This is a genomic window from Enterobacter cloacae complex sp. IR5422, assembly GCF_049238165.1.
Lineage (GTDB): Bacteria > Pseudomonadota > Gammaproteobacteria > Enterobacterales > Enterobacteriaceae > Enterobacter > Enterobacter roggenkampii.
This window is the reverse complement of record NZ_JBMKHT010000019.1, coordinates 68,291-84,938: the sequence shown is the minus strand read 5'-3', so window position 1 is coordinate 84,938 and position 16,648 is coordinate 68,291. Positions and strand designations below refer to the sequence as shown.

The window sequence follows — 16,648 nt, the reverse complement described above, 5'->3', positions numbered from 1 at the left end:
GATAAAATCAAGGCGTTGCATAGGTCGGGTCTCAGTCCAGGGCATAGCGAGTCTCCTCTTCTATGCCAGTTATAACTGTTACCCATGTATCCGGTCTAAAGTGTTACCCATGTTTCCGGTTCATACCGAATCGCTACCGGGCCATGGCAGATTAATTATTGACTCATCACCCTTTCGGGAACACCCAAACATGCTTCTCCGGCAGCGAAAGATGGCAATGCTGCGGATCCCGAACCTCATGCCCATACGCGCGGATCACAAAATCATCCCCCACCGTGCGGAACAGGTACTCCCAGCGGTCGCCGAGGTACATGCTGGTGAGCAGCGGTAGCTCAAGCTGATTTTCCCCTGGCCCCTCAACCACCGCGACGCGCTCGACGCGGATCACCGCCGTGGCGTCAGCGCCACTCTGCACGCCTTCACCGGCCTGGCCCCACAGCACCCAGCCTTTGCCTTCGATACGCGCTCTGCCGTCGCGCACGTCGGTGACCTTGCCGTGCAGGCGATTGTTGCTGCCCATAAATTCGGCGGTAAACAGCGTTTTCGGTGAGCCGTACATCTCCTGCGGCGTACCCTGTTGCTCAATTTTGCCGTTGTTCAGCAGCAGGATGCGGTCGGAAATGGACATCGCTTCGTTCTGGTCGTGCGTCACCATCAGCGCCGATAGCCCGAGCTTGATAATCAGCTCGCGCAGGAACACGCGGGCCTCTTCGCGCAGCTTGGCGTCGAGGTTGGAAAGCGGCTCGTCCAGCAAAATCACCGGCGGGTTGTAGACCAGCGCGCGGCCAATCGCCACGCGCTGCTGCTGCCCACCGGAGAGCTGGTGCGGGTGACGTTTGCCAAGATGGCCCAGACCCAGCTGGTCCAGCACGTCCTGCACGCGCTGCTGGATCTCTTTGGCCGGGACTTTGCGCAGCTTGAGCGGATAGGCCACGTTCTCAAACACGGTTTTGTGCGGCCACAGGGCGTATGACTGGAATACCAGCCCCAGGTTACGCTCTTCCGCCGGGACCTCGCTGCGCGGCGTACCGTCGTAAACTTTATTGTTGCCAATCACAATCGACCCCTGGGTCGGTTTTTCCAAACCCGCGACGGCGCGGAGCAGGGTGGTTTTGCCGCTGCCGGAGGGGCCTAACAGGGAGACCACTTCGCCGCGCTTCAGGTTCATGGAGACACCTTTTAAAACAGGATTGTCGCCGTAGGTTAAGTGCAGATCGTCAACCGCTAATTCAATCATGTATTTTCACTCCGAAACGAAGGGCAATGCCCAGACCTACCACGACCAGCAGGATGTTAATGAAAGAGAGCGCCGCCACGATATCGATGGCACCCGCGGCCCAGAGGGAAACCAGCATCGAGCCGATGGTCTCCGTGCCGGGTGAAAGCAGGTACACACCCGTTGAGTATTCGCGTTCAAAGATCAGGAACATCAGCAGCCACGAACCGATAAGGCCGTAGCGGGAGAGCGGGATGGTAACGTGGCGGGTGATCTGCCCGCGCGTCGCTCCGGTGCTGCGCGCGGCCTCTTCAAGCTCCGGCCCTACCTGCAGCAGCGTGGAAGAGATGAGCCTCAGCCCGTAAGCCATCCACACCACGGTATAGGCCAGCCAGACGCTGAAAATGGTGCTGCGCAGCGAACGCAGCCAGACGATGACGTTTTCGCGCATCCAGTCGGTCCAGGCGAATCCGGAAAGCCAGCCGGATTTCAGCGAGTTATCCAGCCACATCGGCAGGAACAGGAACACCCACAGGAAGGCCAGACCCGCCAGCAGGCCAGGCACGGCGCGCGGCACCAGCACGCTGTAGTCCAGGAAACGCGTGGTGTTGTCCGGCTTGCGGTGCATGGCAATGCCGACAAACAGGTAGCACACCACGGCCAGCGCGCCGCCAATGACGCCAATCGCCATGGAGTTGACGATGGCGCGCAGCAGGTTGGGCTGCGCCCAGATGGTGCGGAAGGTGTTCAGGGAAAGCTCGTCCCACAGCGAAACGCCCACGCCCCAGTTGGAGATAAACGCGCGCAGCACCACGCCGAGCAGCGGAACGCCAATGGTGACGGTGAGCCAGAAGGCAATCACCGCGCCAGCCACCCAGCGCCATTTACCCAGCGGTAGCGCGCGGGCCTGCGAGGCCTTGCCCTTCATGGTGACGAAGCGGTTGGCGGTGCGCATCAGGCGACGCTGGAGCATCACCAGCGGGATGGTGATGCAGATCAGCACCACGGCAACCGCCGCCATCAGGTTATAGGACGGGGTACCCATCTTGTTCGTCAGTTTATAAAGATAGGTCGCCAGCACCATATTGCCTTCCGGGTCGCCGAGGACCAGCATCAGGCCGAACACTTCCAGCCCGAGGAAGAACAGCAGCACGGTGGCGTACAGAATAGACGGGCGCACCATCGGCAGGCTGACGGAGGTCATCACCTGCCAGGGCGACGCGCCCGCGGTGCGTGCGGCTTCTTCCGCGTCGGAGCCCACGCTGCGCAGCGCTGACGAGATATACAGATAGGCGTGCGGGACGTGCGTCAGGCCGGCAATGACCACAATGCTCGACATGTCGTAGATGTTCCACGGCACAAAGCCAATCAGCGCCTCAGCCCACTGGGAGAGAAAGCCCACCGGACCGGCGGCCACCACGTAGCCGAAGCCCAGCACCATCGGTGAAACGAAAATCGGGACCAGGATCAGCGGCTCAATCAGTCGGCGACCGGGCAGGTCGGTACGCACCATCAGAAACGCCAGCACGCCGCCCAGCGGGATAGAGATAAAGACCAGCCCGAAAGCCAGAATAAAGCCGCTTTTCAGGGCCTTATAAAAATCGGGGTCGGTGAAAATAAAATCAAATGATTCAAAGCTCCACTCTTTTGACGGCGAAAAGAACGGCGCGGACAGGAAGCTCTGGATCACGATAAACGACAGCGGCGTGTAGATAACCAGGGCGGTTATCAGCACGACGATGCCTCGCGGCAGGCTTTGCCACTTTCTGCGTAATGTATTCATGGGGTATCCCTGGTGTTGCAGCCCAGAAAAACGAACTCAGTCGATAAGGGAGCGCGGCGGCCAGCGCCGCGCTCAGACGCTTATTTACCGGCGGCGGTACGCCACTCTTTGATGTACTCCAGGCGTTTTTTCGGCTGCAGGTATTCCAGCAGCGTTTCATCAACCGGGATCGGCTTCAGCGCGTTGCCGAGGATTTTGGTCAGGCCGTCGATATCATTTTTCCCTTCGATATCGTTACGAATGGAGGGAATGTCCGCCTGGTTGGCCAGAATGCTTTGCCCTTGTTCAGAGAGCACGTAGTCCAGCCACAGCTTCGCGGCATTGCTGTTTTGCGATTGCTGGCTGATGAACGACACGCGCGACAGCACCAGGGTGTAATCCTTCGGATAGGAGATGCCGAGTGACGGATCGTTCTTCGCACGCGCTTCCGCGTAGGAACCGAGGATGTTGAAGCCGATCAGGTTTTCACCGGAGGAGACGCGCTCCATCATGGTGCCGGTAGACGACTGCACCGACAGGCCTCCTTTGGCGACGTCGGCCAGGGTCTTAAAGTAGTTCGGATCGGCGTTGTGATCCTGCACCGAGAGCATAAAGCCCAGACCCGATTTTTCGATGTCGTAGGTGGTGACTTTGTTCTTGAATTTGTCCGTCTGGCTGGCAATCAGCTTCGCCAGCGCGGCGTGAGAATCCGGCACGTCGCCAGCCGGGATCAGGCGCTTGTTGTAGATAAAGACCACCGGCTCATAGGTGGTGCCGTAGGCCTTATCTTTCCAGACCGCCCATTTCGGCAGCTGGCTTTGCTCCGGGGATTTGTACTCCATGGCGTAGTCGGTGGCGAGCTTCAAGCCCGTGTCCATCGAGGAGCTCCAGACCACGTCGCCGCTCACGCCGCCGGAAGCCTGTTCGCTGATGAAACGGTTGTACAGCTCGGTGCTGTTCATGTCGTTGTATTCGACTTTAATGCCCGGGTAGGTTTTTTCGAAGCCCTGAATCAGCGGGCCGGCAGCTTTGATGTCGGTGGTGGAATAGATGACAACCTTGCCCTCTTTCGTGGCGGCATCAACCACTTTTTGATACTCAGCAGGATAACCCTGCGGCAGGGCAGACAGTGCAGAAGCAGAGAACAGTACGGTAGCGGTAAGCAGAGAAATTCGGAACGTGTTCGACATTATAGTTAACCTTTTAGTTACATTTGAGGAACTAATTGTCAACATAGCGTAAAGCGTGCCTCCGACAATAGGGAGGCGAGGGCAATGATTCCGAAGTGTGATTGTCGCCGTCGTTTCAGCAATTAACACCATAAAATCCGCGAACGTTAGCCAACGAACGGTTTTGGATTACGGTTTATCGGGGGCTTTGCGGTATAACCGGCGAGGATGACCAATATTGCCGTACAGCATTTCAACGCTGATTAACCCACTCTCCACGCAGTATTCGAGGTAGCGACGCCCCGTGGTTTTGCTGATCCCCACGTTTTCTACCACCTCTTCAACCGACATCGCGCTGTCGGGATGCTCGGCGAACAGGCGTTTTATCCGCTCCAGCGTCTGGGGTTCAATGCCCTTTGTGGATGGCGTTACGGAGGCTTCCGCGGCAGGCAGATGAAACAGGCGATCCAGCGCATGCTGGTCGACCACCTTCACCTGCTGTACGGTGTGGATGAAGCGCATAAAACGCTCCAGCGAGGCGTGCAGGCGCTGGAAAAAGACGGGCTTGATGAGGTAGTCAAACGCGCCGCTGCGCATGGCGTGGCTGCAGGTTTGCATATCGCTGGCGGCGGTGATGAAGATTACCGAACACTCATAGCTTTTCAGCAGCGGGTTATCGATGAGCTCCACGCCTTTACCGTCCGGGAGATAGTTGTCCAGCAGGATAAGCCGCGGCTGATGCTGACGAATCAGGCTGCATGCCTGCTCAATCGACGCGGCGATGCCCACCACGCGCAAATGAAAATTCTGCTCGATATACTCGCGATGCAGCTCCGCCAGGTGCGGCTCATCTTCAACGATCACAACATCAAGTGCTCGGGTCATGCTTTTGCCCATTCGGAATAAACACAGAAAAAATAGTCCCCTGTGGCGTGTTGTCGGCAATCTCAATGCTGCCGCCAGCCTTGTCGATATATCCTGCCACCAGATACAGGCCAATACCGTGCTCGGTACCCACAATGTCGTTTTCACGTTCCGGCTTGCTGCTGAATCCCTGGCGGAAAATATGCGGCTTCATCGCATCCTCCACCCCGCAGCCCCGGTCGGCCACCTCGATCAGCAGCTCCTGGTTTCGGTCAGAAATGTAGAGTTCCACCGGCGCGGGGACCGGAGCCTTAAGGGTCGCGTCTACCGCGTTATCCAGCAGGTTACCAATAATGGACATCAGCTCCGTTTCGTTGAGCGTGGCGGGCATGCGGGTGAGCTGGCAGGCGGGATCAAACAGCAGTTCGATGCCTTTTTCGCGCGCGCTGACGTATTTTCCGAGCAGCAGCCCGCACAGCGCGGGAGAAGAAAAACGGGCGGAGACAAAGTCCAGCACGCGCTGCGCGCCTTCGGACTGCACCTGAATGTAGCGAATCGCCTCGTCATAGTGTTTCATCTGCAGCAAGCCCACCAGCGTGGCGGTCCAGTTCAGCTGCTCGTGGCGCATAATGCGCAGGTTATCCGCATAGCGCTTGATCTGACTGAGCTGGCTGCTGAGCGTGTTAATGTCATTTTTGTCGCGAAAGCTGTAGACCCAGCCGCTTTCAACGCCCGGTTCGACCTCAATCGCGACGCGGTTGACGATCACCTCCCGCTGGTTCAGCACCGCAATCTGGTCGTGGCTACCGCTGCTCACCGAGGCGTAGCGCTGGGATAAAAAGCCCGGCGACGTCTGCAGAACGTCTTCCAGCGGTTTACCGATAAGTTCTTTCTCACTTTGCCGGATATCCAGCATTTCTCGTGCGGCCCGGTTAATCAAAATCAGCTGCTTCTCATCATTGACGGCAAATACCCCTTCATACATGGCTTCTAATAGCGCGCGCTGCTGCAAAACCAGCTGAGCGATATCTTTCGGCTCCAGTCGGAACATCTGTTTTTTGAGATTGCGGGTAAACAGCCAGGAGAACATAAACAGCAGCAGCAGAAGCCCCGCGCCGTACAGCCCGGACTGCCAGAGAATGCGGGCGTTAATATTGGCAATATAGGAGGTCAGATAGCCGACCGAGACAATACCAATCACCTGGTGCTGCGCGTTAAAGATCGGCGCTTTGCTGCGCAGTGAAACCCCAATCCCGCCCTTGCGCACGGAAATAATGGTTTTGCCCTGTAATACCTCCGCATTATCCCCACCGATCATCGGTAAATTTATGCGTTCCGGGGATTCCGAATGATAGAGGTGCTGTTCCTCGGTATCGCCAATCACAATGTAGCTGGCATCGCTTTGGGCGCGTAGCGGCTGAATTAACCGGGCTATCCCCGGAATATCTCTGGCCGCAACCATGGCCGCCAGACCCGGCATCAGCGCGATCTGGCTGGCCTGCACCCGGGCGCGCTGGCCGAGATCGTGATGGAGCTGTCGGTCAATAAAATGAAACAGGATCGTTCCCAGCAGAACTAACAGCAGGCAGGAAAAGCACACCAGCGCTAAAAACAGCTTTACCTGAAAAGAGAGTCTGCGTTTCATTCAACCTGCGGATGTTATGTAAAAGTGACATTTGCCGAGCCTGACATGGGCAAATAGCGGACGCAATCTGGCAAGAAAAGAGTTGTGACCTGGCTTTTCGTTTTCGGCGTTATACCCTAAATAATTCGAGTTGCAGGACAAAACGGCTTGCCGTTTTGAACAGCGCTTGCGCTGGCCCCGAAGGGGCGAGGCCACAGGCCGAGTAACGCGGCAAGGGAACGAATCCCCGGGAGCGTACATAAGTACGTGACTGGGGTGAGTGAGTGCAGCCAACGCACCTGCAGCTTGAAGTATGACGGGTATATAGCCATCAGGATCCCGTCAGGCTATTCTTCATTCAGCACGATAATAATTACAGAGGCAATGTCATGGATAAAGAGCTACTGGATGCGGGTTACCGGGCCTATACCGGCAAGAAAATTGACGTCTACTTCAACACCGGGATCTGCAAACACTCCGGTAACTGCGTGCGTGGCAGCGCAAAGCTGTTTAATCTGAAACGTAAGCCGTGGATCATTCCCGATGAAGTGGACGTTGAAACGGTTGTCCGCGTAATTGATACCTGCCCGAGCGGTGCGCTGAAGTATCGCCAAAAATAAGCGAGGAACCATGGATATTCTGGAAGGCCATAACAAGTTTTACGTGAATGATGCGAACGGCAACCAGGTCGCGGAGATTGTCTTCGTGCCGACCGGCGAGCACCTGAGCATTATCGAGCACACCGATGTGGATGAGAGCCTGAAAGGGCAGGGCGTCGGTAAACAGCTGGTGGCGAAAGTGGTGGAGAAGATGCGCGGTGAGAACCGCAAAATTATTCCGCTGTGCCCGTTCGCGAAACATGAGTTTGATAAAACGCGGGAATATGACGACATTCGGGCGTAACTCACACCGGCGATGGCCGGTGTTTTTTCAGACTGCTGACAATGTGCGATTTGTGAGTTTCGCCCGGCGGCGCTACGCTTGCACGGGCCTACAATGAATTGTGCAATTAATTGATATCGTTGTGAAATGTAGGCCGGGTAAGCGCAGCGCCACCCGGCAAAAAAGACAGTTATCTCACCTGCTCAAACAGCAGTACCATCGCGCTCAGCACCATCAACCCTCCCGATGCCCTGCTCACCAGACGGGCCGCCTGTGGCCGGGTCGCCAGCACCGCTTTCGAACCATAACCCACCAGCAGATAGACCAGGGTACAGGTGATAAGGTGCATCATCCCAAGCGCGGACATCTGCATCGCTATCGACCAGCTTCCGGTTGGGTCTGTGAATTGCGGAAGCAGGGCCAGGAACAGCAAAAAAACCTTCGGGTTAAGGCCGCTAATGCAGAGTCCTTTCACCGCCCACTGCGTCCAGTTACCCGCATGCTGGGTGGCCTTCTCCGGTGCGGCCGGGTGACGCAATAACGTTATGCCAAGCCACAGGAGATACAGGGCTCCCGCCACGGTCAGCCCGGCTAACGCCAGCGGATGTTGAGCAATCAATACCCCCACGCCTGCCACCACAATCAATGTGGCTAGCAGATGCCCGGACATCAGCCCCATCACCGCCGGGACCACGCGGCGGCCGTTGATTCCGGCGCTAATAGCGTAGGCCCAGTCGGCCCCCGGGGTCATGATGAGCAGAAACGAAACCACCCAAAAGCCGGCCACAATACTCATTTCCATCGTCCTGAAATACTCCCGCAGTGCGTTATACGTTGCGAAAAAGAATATCGCTAACACTGCGAAATAGGCTTTCAATGTTATGCTCATAACACGGTGAAAATGAGAAAATCTTCCACATGGATAGCATCGATAGAAAAATTCTTGCTGAACTGCAGTCTGACGGCCGCCTGTCGCTTACCGAACTGGCTGAGCGGGTGAATCTGAGCCTTTCGCCGTGCCATCGTCGCGTGCGGGCGCTGGAGCAAAGCGGGGCCATAACGGGATACCGTGCCAGCCTCGACCCCGCCAAAATGGGGTTTAACTTCCTGGCGATAGTGTTCGCGACGCTGAAAGAGGGGGACCGCAAGGCGGTCAGCGCGTTTGAAGAGGCGGTGGAGGAGATCCCGCAGATCGTGCTGGCCCAGCGCCTGTTTGGCGATCCTGATTATCTGATGCACGTCGTGACCCGCGACCTTTCCGCTTTCCAGAAGCTCTACGACGAGAAGCTCTCCGCTATGCCCGGCGTGCAGCATCTTCGCTCAACGCTTGTCATGAAAACGGTGGTGCAGGACAGGCCTTTTCCGCTGTAAGCAGGAGGCCGGGACTGAATGGCCTGCCCGGCAGCGCGCCGGGCAGGAAAGGGAATTAGCCGACAAACATCACCGACACGCACAGCACCCCGACGATCAGCGTCAGCAGGTTGCCAATGGAACGGTACGGTTTCAGGGAGGGGATCAGATACGTCGACAGCGTCGGCATGATAAACAGGATCATGGCGATAAGCGGGCCGCTGATGGCGTAAATCATCGAAATGGCGTTCGGGTTAATGCAGCAGACGGCAAAGGTGATTAACGACACCCCCATGATGGATATCGCGCGGTTAAAGGCGCGGCTCTTTTTCACGCCCACCTGGTTCAGCGACGACTTCACGATCTCCGTCGCCCCTTCAATCACCCCAAAATAGGTGCCGAGAAACGATTTCGACATCGCAATAATCGCCACGACAATCCCGGAAATGCCGAGCCACGCCGGTGAAGAGGGCATCATCGACAGCGCAGACAGGATTGTCACTCCTTCCTCTTTGGCGGCCACAATATACGACGGTGGAATAGAAAGCAGGCAGCTGAAGACAAAGAACAGCACGCTCAGGCAGATAATCAGGTATGCCACCTTCATGATTTTCTTGCATTTAGCCATGGCCTCGTCCCCGAACTTCTCGCGGCGGTCAACGGCAAACGTCGAGATAATCGGCGTGTGGCTGAACGCAAACACCATCACCGGAATCGAAATCCAGACCTGGTGCAGCGTATGGCGATCGACGGCCATCTGGCTGGTCAGCAGCGAGGGTTGCCAGCTGCCGATCAGGTAGAGCGAGACAAACAGGAAATAGGCGATCAGCGGAAACACCAGGAAGCCCATCACTTTTATCGTGATATGCCGTCCCATCAGGAAGATCAGATTCAGGACCAGCACCACGCCCAGGCTAACCAGCACGCGAACGGTGGTGTCTACCGTCAGGTGTTTTGCCAGCTGCTCGGTTAACGAGTTGGTGATGGCCACCGCATAAATCTGCACCACCACAAAGAAGGCGATGAAATAGAGCGTGGTGATCAGGTTGCCGATCTTCCTGCCGTAATAGTGCGAAACGGCGCCGGTGATCCCTTCGTTGCCTTTCGTTTTCGACGACAGGATAAATTGCGCCAGCGCTTTGTGCGGCCAGTAGGTTAAGGGGTAGGCCACGAGGGCGGTAATAAACAGGACGATTGCGCCTGCGGAGCCCAGCTGAATGGGCAGGAAGAGCGTTCCTGCGCCCACGGCCGTGCCGTAGAGAGCGAAACTCCAGAGAGTCTCATCTTTTGACCAAATTTTCGACATTAGAGCAACGTATCAACTATCAAACCATCAGAATGGCGTGCAATTTACCATAGTTATGCCTTAAGAGCGCAGTTGCTTCGAAGACGTCGGGCCGGAACGGGCGTCCGGCCAGAGGCGGTTCAGCCTGCCAGGGCGCGTCGTTGCTGGCGGCGCTTAAGAAATTTCTCACGCAGATTATCGTACGCCCAGTTATAGAACATGGTGTACGGCAGGAAGAACAGGAAGAAACCTATTTCCAGTGTGAATGCCTGCAGCAGGGTGACGCCCAGCACGGCGGCGACAATCGACACGCCAATCACAATAAAGCCGCATTCGAACCCCAGCGCATGCAGCGCACGCACTTTTGCCGTACGTTTGACGCGCTGAACAGGCCAGAAACGGTCGAAGCCGACGTTATAAATAATGTTCCACAGCATGGCGGTGGTGGCCAGAATAATGGTCAACCCACCCATTTCCACCACGGAACGCTGCATAAGCCACGCCGCGGTAGGGGCGAGGATCGCCGTCGCAATCCCTTCAAAACAGACAGCATGAAAGATCCGCTCCGGCAGTTTACGTTGGAGTGCATCCTGATGTTGCATAGCGATAGACCTCGTTAATTCGCCAGTATGGGCGCTGATGTGGCCTATTTTTATCGCTAAAGCTGATATATTAAAGATAGTATCCATCGTAAAAGTAGATAGGTTATGCGCTATTCACCCGAAGCCCTGACCGCGTTTGTCGAGACCGTTGCAGCAGGCTCTTTCTCTGCGGCCGCACGCCGGCTGCGTAAAAGCCAGTCGACGGTCAGCACGTCCATTGCCAACCTTGAAGCCGATCTGGGATTTGAGCTGTTTGACCGTTCGGCCCGCCAGCCGGTGTTAACGGCCCAGGGGGAACAGGTGCTGGGCTACGTGCAGGCTATTCTCGCCGCCAGCACGCGGCTGGATGAGCTGGCGGTGTCGCTCACGGCGCAAACGGAGGCGCGTCTGACGTTTGTCCTTTCCGATACCCTCAACCCGGACGTGCTGGAAGAGATGATGAAGCAGTTTGACGCGCGCTTTCCCCATACGGAATTCGAATGTCTGATTGGCGAGGAGGAGGACGTGATCGATCTGCTGCAAAAGGAGCGCGCGCAGATTGGCCTCACCGAAGCGCGAGACGGTTATCCTACGGATATTGGCGCCATCCGGCTGCCGATGCAGACCCGCATGGCGATCTATGTCGCGACCACGCATCCGCTGGCCGGGCAGGATGACGTTCAGCGTGACGAGCTGCACGGTTGGCGAGAGCTGCGGCTGAGCACCTATCTTGAGCGTGAGGCGGAGATCGCGCGCGGGCCCGTCTGGTCAGCCCCGAATTACCTGTTACTCTTGAGTATGGCGGTACAGGGATTTGGCTGGTGCGTCTTGCCGTGCGCGCTGGTGGAGGAATTTGCCGCCGCGAAATCCCTGGTACAGCTCAATGTTCCCGGCTGGCCGCGGGCGATCGGCATCGATCTGCTGTGGAATAAACGATCCCCTCCCGGCGTTGCCGGAAGCTGGCTGCGGCAGTATCTGCAGGATGCACGCTGATCCTTGTGATTAAACTCACTATTTTTAAACAATTAAGATAATTGCCAGTAACAATCCTCTACTATCGTCATGTCATTTAACACAGAGGTCGTGATGAAAGATGTCGTAATAGTGGGTGCGTTGCGTACAGCTATCGGCTGTTTTCAGGGAGCGCTCGCGCGTCACTCGGCGGTTGACCTGGGCAGCGTGGTGGTGAAAGCGCTGGTAGAACGTAGCGGGATCGCAGCACAGGAAGTTGATGAGGTGATTCTGGGACAGGTCCTCACGGCCGGTGCTGGGCAAAACCCTGCGCGACAGGCGGCGCTGAAGGGCGGACTGCCCAATACCGTCTCCGCTATCACTATCAACGACGTCTGTGGTTCAGGATTAAAAGCGTTGCATCTCGCGACGCAGGCCATTCAGTGTGGTGAGGCGGACGTGATCATTGCGGGCGGGCAGGAGAATATGAGCCGCGCGCCGCACGTCCTGACCGACAGCCGTACCGGCGCACAGCTGGGTAACAGCCAGCTGCTCGACAGCCTGGTGCATGACGGGCTGTGGGATGCCTTCAACGATTATCATATGGGCGTAACGGCGGAAAACCTGGCGCGCGAGTACGGCATCAGCCGTGAGGTGCAGGATGCCTATGCGTTAAGCTCGCAGCAAAAAGCGCGTGCGGCGATTGATTCCGGCCGTTTTCGCGACGAAATTGTCCCGGTCAGCGCGCTGCGTCAGAACGGCGAGGTGATGGTTGTGGATACCGATGAACAGCCTCGCACCGACGCCAGCGCTGAAGGGCTGGCGAGGCTGAATCCTGCGTTTGAAATGCAGGGCTCGGTGACGGCGGGAAATGCCTCTTCCATTAACGACGGCGCTGCCGCCGTGATGATGATGAGCGAAAGCAAAGCCCTTGAACTCGATCTTCCCGTGCTGGCCCGCATTAAGGCATTCGCCAGCGTGGGCGTTGATCCTGCGTTAATGGGGATCGCGCCGGTCTATGCGACCCGTCGCTGTCTGGAGCGTGCGGGGTGGCAGCTTTCTGATGTGGATCTGATCGAAGTGAACGAAGCCTATGCCGCGCAGGCGATCTCCGTCGGAAAAATGCTGGAGTGGGATCCGCTGCGGGTCAACGTAAACGGTGGGGCGATCGCACTGGGGCACCCGATCGGGGCGTCTGGCTGCCGGATCCTGGTTTCGCTGGTCCACGAAATGAAGAAGCGCAACGCCCGCAAAGGGATTGCCACGCTCTGTATAGGCGGCGGACAAGGGGTGGCGCTGGCCATTGAACGCTAATTTTTCCTCATTAAAAAAAGACCTCCTCCGGGAGGTTTTTTTTATCGTGATCTTTATCTCCCGACTGTTTTAGCGTGATCCGGGCATCAATTCCGCGATAAACAAAAATAAAAATGAAACGTTGTTTTAAATATAATTGAAAAGCCCACTTTATGCCGATAGTATGTGCTCATCATGTAAAACGGAACGCTGTTTCGTTTTACTTCCCGCCTTCGGGCATGACCACATCTGGAGGTTACCGTGGACGTCAGAGAAAGCATCCACAGCGCGCACGCCAAAACGCTGGATACGCAGGGGCTGCGCAAGGCATTTTTAGTCGAGCAGATATTCGAGGCTGACAGGTACACCATGGTTTACAGCCATATCGACCGCATTATTGTGGGCGGCATTATGCCCGTCACGAAAACCGTCTCCGTGGGCGGCGAGGTCGGTAAACAGCTGGGCGTGAATTATTTCCTCGAACGTCGCGAGCTGGGGGTGATTAACATCGGCGGGCCGGGCACCATCACCGTAGACGGACGGTGCTATGAGATTGGCCATCGCGAGGCGCTGTACGTGGGTAAAGGGGCGAAAGACGTGGTCTTTGCCAGCATCGACGCCAGCAGGCCTGCGAAATTCTACTATAACTGCGCGCCGGCCCACGCCACCTGTCCAACCAAAAAGGTGACCCCGGCAGACGTCGCACCCGTGACGCTGGGCGACAACCTCACCAGCAACCGCCGCACCATCAATAAATACTTCGTGCCGGACGTGCTGGAGACCTGCCAGCTCAGCATGGGGTTGACCGAACTTGCGCCGGGCAACCTGTGGAATACCATGCCGTGCCATACCCACGAGCGCCGCATGGAAGTCTACTTCTACTTCAACATGGATGAGGACGCGTGCGTGTTCCACATGATGGGACAGCCGCAGGAAACGCGCCATATCGTGATGCATAACGAGCAGGCGGTGATTTCGCCGAGCTGGTCTATTCATTCCGGCGTAGGGACAAAAGCCTACACCTTTATCTGGGGAATGGTGGGTGAAAACCAGGTCTTTGATGATATGGACCATGTTGCGGTCAGCGATCTGCGCTAGTCGCGGGCAGTGACGCATAAACCTGCCTGTGAGTGACAGGCTCTGAAAGAGTAAGGAATAAACATGATTCTGGATGCATTCTCTCTGCAGGGAAAAGTGGCGGTGGTTTCCGGGTGTGACACCGGGCTGGGTCAGGGGATGGCGTTAGGCCTGGCGGAAGCGGGCTGCGATATCGTCGGAATTAATATCGTTGAACCGACGGAAACCCTCGAGCGCGTGACGGCCCTGGGCCGCCGCTTCCTGAGCCTGACCGCCGACCTGCGTAAAATCGATGCCATTCCTGAACTGCTGGATCGCGCGGTGGCGGAATTCGGTCACATCGACATTCTGGTCAACAACGCCGGGCTGATTCGCCGTGAAGATGCGATCAATTTCAGCGAGCGCGACTGGGACGACGTGATGGATCTGAACATCAAGAGCGTTTTTTTCATGTCCCAGGCGGCGGCAAAGCACTTTATCGCGCAGGGGAACGGCGGCAAGATCGTGAATATTGCCTCCATGCTCTCGTTCCAGGGCGGTATCCGCGTGCCGTCTTACACCGCCTCCAAAAGCGCCGTGATGGGCGTGACCCGCCTGCTGGCAAACGAGTGGGCGAAACACAACATCAATGTGAATGCGATTGCGCCGGGTTACATGGCGACCAACAACACGCAGCAGCTGCGTGCGGACGAGCAGCGTAGCGCGGAAATCCTCGACCGCATTCCGGCGGGGCGCTGGGGGCTTCCGGGCGATCTGATGGGGCCGGTGGTCTTTCTGGCCTCGTCCGCATCGGACTACATCAACGGCTACACCGTGGCGGTCGATGGCGGCTGGCTGGCGCGATAGCCCGCATCGGGTCTGTACCTCTGCTTTTGGGCAGAGGTTTTTTTTTGCTTAAAAATTGTCAAAATCCATATGGATAAACACGGAAAATCCATACTAAAAAATCATGAACGACAGCCATCACACTTTTAATCTTTAAAAATTAGATGATTAGTAAAAGCATGTGATTATTCAGCGTTAGTTGAAATTGTAATGTCCATCACAGAACGCTATGTCGCAGCGAAATAATCCATATCTTCACCTTTTCCCGCCTGACACTTTTTCTCGCTATCTCGTAATTTCACTTAACGAATTTCACTGTTCAGGCAGGAAAATATGACATCTATAAATGACTCTACCCTAATGCCCGCTGCGCTGCGTGATACTCGCCGCATGAACCAGTTTGTCTCTATTGCCGCCGCCGTGGCGGGCCTGTTATTTGGACTGGATATTGGCGTCATTGCCGGTGCATTGCCCTTTATTACCGATCACTTTACCCTGAGCAGCCGCCTGCAGGAGTGGGTGGTGAGCAGCATGATGCTCGGCGCGGCCATTGGCGCGCTGTTCAACGGCTGGCTCTCGTTTCGCCTGGGGCGCAAATACAGCCTGATGGCCGGGGCGATTCTTTTTGTCGCCGGCTCCATTGGCTCCGCCTTTGCCGCAAACGTTGAGGTTCTGCTGCTTTCCCGCGTGCTGCTGGGCGTGGCGGTGGGGATTGCCTCCTACACGGCACCGCTTTATCTCTCCGAAATGGCGAGCGAGAACGTGCGCGGGAAGATGATCAGCATGTATCAGCTGATGGTCACGCTGGGTATCGTGCTGGCGTTTCTGTCTGACACCTACTTCAGCTACAGCGGCAACTGGCGCGCAATGCTCGGCGTGCTGGCGCTGCCAGCGGTGGTGCTGATTGTTTTAGTGATTTTCCTGCCGAACAGCCCGCGCTGGCTGGCGCAAAAAGGGCGCCACGTGGAGGCGGAAGAGGTGCTGCGCATGCTGCGCGATACCTCTGAAAAAGCCCGCGAGGAGCTGAACGAGATCCGCGAAAGCCTGAAGCTCAAGCAGGGGGGCTGGGCGCTGTTTAAAATCAACCGCAACGTGCGCCGGGCGGTCTTCCTCGGCATGCTGCTGCAGGCGATGCAGCAGTTCACCGGCATGAACATCATCATGTACTACGCGCCGCGCATTTTCAAAATGGCCGGGTTCACCACCACCGAACAGCAGATGATCGCCACCCTGGTGGTCGGGCTGACCTTCATGTTTGCCACCTTTATTGCCGTATTCACCGTGGACAAGGCGGGCCGCAAACCGGCGCTGAAAATTGGCTTCAGCGTGATGGCGCTCGGCACGCTGATCCTCGGCTACTGCCTGATGCAGTTTGATAACGGCACGGCTTCCAGCGGACTCTCCTGGCTTTCTGTCGGGATGACCATGATGTGTATCGCAGGTTACGCGATGAGCGCCGCGCCGGTGGTGTGGATCCTGTGCTCCGAAATTCAGCCGCTCAAATGCCGCGACTTTGGCATCACCTGTTCCACGACCACCAACTGGGTATCGAACATGATCATCGGCGCGACTTTCCTGACGCTGCTGGACGCGATTGGTGCAGCGGGAACGTTCTGGCTCTATACAGTGCTGAACGTGGCATTTATTGGCGTCACGTTCTGGCTGATTCCAGAAACCAAAGGCGTGACGTTGGAACACATCGAGCGCAAGCTGATGGCTGGGGAGAAGCTGCGGAATATTGGCGTGTGATCGGATTGCCTGTTTACGTA

At 56.7% G+C, this 16,648-nt stretch carries 16 protein-coding genes; 8 read left to right on the top strand and 8 right to left on the bottom strand.

Annotated elements, in window-relative coordinates; genetic code table 11:
* Positions 1 to 166: 166 nt before the first annotated feature.
* From ACOTXT_RS11690 to ACOTXT_RS11670, 5 genes are all read right to left on the bottom strand, one after another.
* Positions 167 to 1,237 (bottom strand): ABC transporter ATP-binding protein, encoded by a 1,071-nt coding sequence (locus tag ACOTXT_RS11690; RefSeq protein ID WP_045415635.1) that lies wholly within the window; start codon positions 1,235 to 1,237, stop codon positions 167 to 169.
* Positions 1,230 to 2,999 carry an ABC transporter permease gene (locus ACOTXT_RS11685; protein WP_421625316.1) on the bottom strand — a complete coding sequence of 590 codons (1,770 nt, stop codon included), beginning with the start codon at positions 2,997 to 2,999 and terminating at the stop codon, positions 1,230 to 1,232. Before ACOTXT_RS11685 ends, ACOTXT_RS11690 begins: the two co-directional genes overlap by 8 nt.
* Before the next feature lie 80 nt (positions 3,000 to 3,079).
* Positions 3,080 to 4,168 (bottom strand): ABC transporter substrate-binding protein, encoded by a 1,089-nt coding sequence (locus ACOTXT_RS11680; protein ID WP_023294490.1) that lies wholly within the window; start codon positions 4,166 to 4,168, stop codon positions 3,080 to 3,082.
* Between the two features lie 168 nt (positions 4,169 to 4,336).
* Positions 4,337 to 5,032, bottom strand: coding sequence for a response regulator (locus ACOTXT_RS11675; protein WP_023326016.1), 696 nt, complete (start codon positions 5,030 to 5,032; stop codon positions 4,337 to 4,339).
* The gene (locus tag ACOTXT_RS11670; protein ID WP_055322064.1) at positions 5,016 to 6,656 is read right to left on the bottom strand and encodes an ATP-binding protein; all 1,641 of its coding nucleotides are present in this window, start codon (positions 6,654 to 6,656) and stop codon (positions 5,016 to 5,018) included. Before ACOTXT_RS11670 ends, ACOTXT_RS11675 begins: the two co-directional genes overlap by 17 nt.
* A 368-nt stretch (positions 6,657 to 7,024) precedes the next feature.
* On the opposite strand from ACOTXT_RS11670, the gene yjdI reads away from it, so the two are divergent.
* Positions 7,025 to 7,255: a 4Fe-4S mono-cluster protein YjdI gene (gene yjdI / locus ACOTXT_RS11665; protein WP_047721306.1), complete on the top strand. Its 231-nt coding sequence runs from the start codon at positions 7,025 to 7,027 to the stop codon at positions 7,253 to 7,255.
* A gap of 10 nt (positions 7,256 to 7,265) precedes the next feature.
* Positions 7,266 to 7,538 carry a GNAT family N-acetyltransferase gene (locus ACOTXT_RS11660; RefSeq protein ID WP_008499687.1) on the top strand — a complete coding sequence of 91 codons (273 nt, stop codon included), beginning with the start codon at positions 7,266 to 7,268 and terminating at the stop codon, positions 7,536 to 7,538.
* Between the two features lie 169 nt (positions 7,539 to 7,707).
* On the opposite strand, the gene ACOTXT_RS11655 is transcribed toward ACOTXT_RS11660, so the two are convergent.
* Positions 7,708 to 8,319 carry a LysE family translocator gene (locus ACOTXT_RS11655; RefSeq protein WP_055322063.1) on the bottom strand — a complete coding sequence of 204 codons (612 nt, stop codon included), beginning with the start codon at positions 8,317 to 8,319 and terminating at the stop codon, positions 7,708 to 7,710.
* Between the two features lie 116 nt (positions 8,320 to 8,435).
* On the opposite strand from ACOTXT_RS11655, the gene ACOTXT_RS11650 reads away from it, so the two are divergent.
* Positions 8,436 to 8,888: an Lrp/AsnC family transcriptional regulator gene (locus ACOTXT_RS11650; protein ID WP_021242030.1), complete on the top strand. Its 453-nt coding sequence runs from the start codon at positions 8,436 to 8,438 to the stop codon at positions 8,886 to 8,888.
* A gap of 55 nt (positions 8,889 to 8,943) precedes the next feature.
* On the opposite strand, the gene ACOTXT_RS11645 is transcribed toward ACOTXT_RS11650, so the two are convergent.
* Both ACOTXT_RS11645 and ACOTXT_RS11640 read right to left on the bottom strand, forming a co-directional pair.
* Positions 8,944 to 10,173, bottom strand: a complete 1,230-nt coding sequence (locus tag ACOTXT_RS11645) for an amino acid permease (protein ID WP_021242029.1) — start codon at positions 10,171 to 10,173, stop codon at positions 8,944 to 8,946.
* Positions 10,174 to 10,292: 119 nt separating this feature from the next.
* Positions 10,293 to 10,754 carry a multidrug/biocide efflux PACE transporter gene (locus ACOTXT_RS11640; protein WP_008499683.1) on the bottom strand — a complete coding sequence of 154 codons (462 nt, stop codon included), beginning with the start codon at positions 10,752 to 10,754 and terminating at the stop codon, positions 10,293 to 10,295.
* 105 nt (positions 10,755 to 10,859) lie between these two features.
* On the opposite strand from ACOTXT_RS11640, the gene ACOTXT_RS11635 reads away from it, so the two are divergent.
* From ACOTXT_RS11635 to ACOTXT_RS11615, 5 genes are all read left to right on the top strand, one after another.
* Positions 10,860 to 11,726, top strand: coding sequence for a LysR family transcriptional regulator (locus ACOTXT_RS11635; protein ID WP_021242027.1), 867 nt, complete (start codon positions 10,860 to 10,862; stop codon positions 11,724 to 11,726).
* 93 nt (positions 11,727 to 11,819) lie between these two features.
* Complete coding sequence (locus tag ACOTXT_RS11630; RefSeq protein ID WP_055322062.1) at positions 11,820 to 12,998, top strand: acetyl-CoA C-acetyltransferase; 1,179 nt, start codon at positions 11,820 to 11,822, stop codon at positions 12,996 to 12,998.
* A gap of 240 nt (positions 12,999 to 13,238) precedes the next feature.
* A complete protein-coding gene (gene kduI, locus ACOTXT_RS11625; RefSeq protein WP_021242025.1) occupies positions 13,239 to 14,075 on the top strand; it encodes a 5-dehydro-4-deoxy-D-glucuronate isomerase in 837 nt (278 codons plus the stop codon).
* Positions 14,076 to 14,138: 63 nt separating this feature from the next.
* Positions 14,139 to 14,900 carry a 2-dehydro-3-deoxy-D-gluconate 5-dehydrogenase KduD gene (kduD, locus tag ACOTXT_RS11620; protein WP_008499679.1) on the top strand — a complete coding sequence of 254 codons (762 nt, stop codon included), beginning with the start codon at positions 14,139 to 14,141 and terminating at the stop codon, positions 14,898 to 14,900.
* 294 nt (positions 14,901 to 15,194) lie between these two features.
* Complete coding sequence (locus ACOTXT_RS11615) at positions 15,195 to 16,628, top strand: sugar porter family MFS transporter (RefSeq protein ID WP_223825726.1); 1,434 nt, start codon at positions 15,195 to 15,197, stop codon at positions 16,626 to 16,628.
* The last annotated feature ends 20 nt before the right edge of the window (positions 16,629 to 16,648 follow it).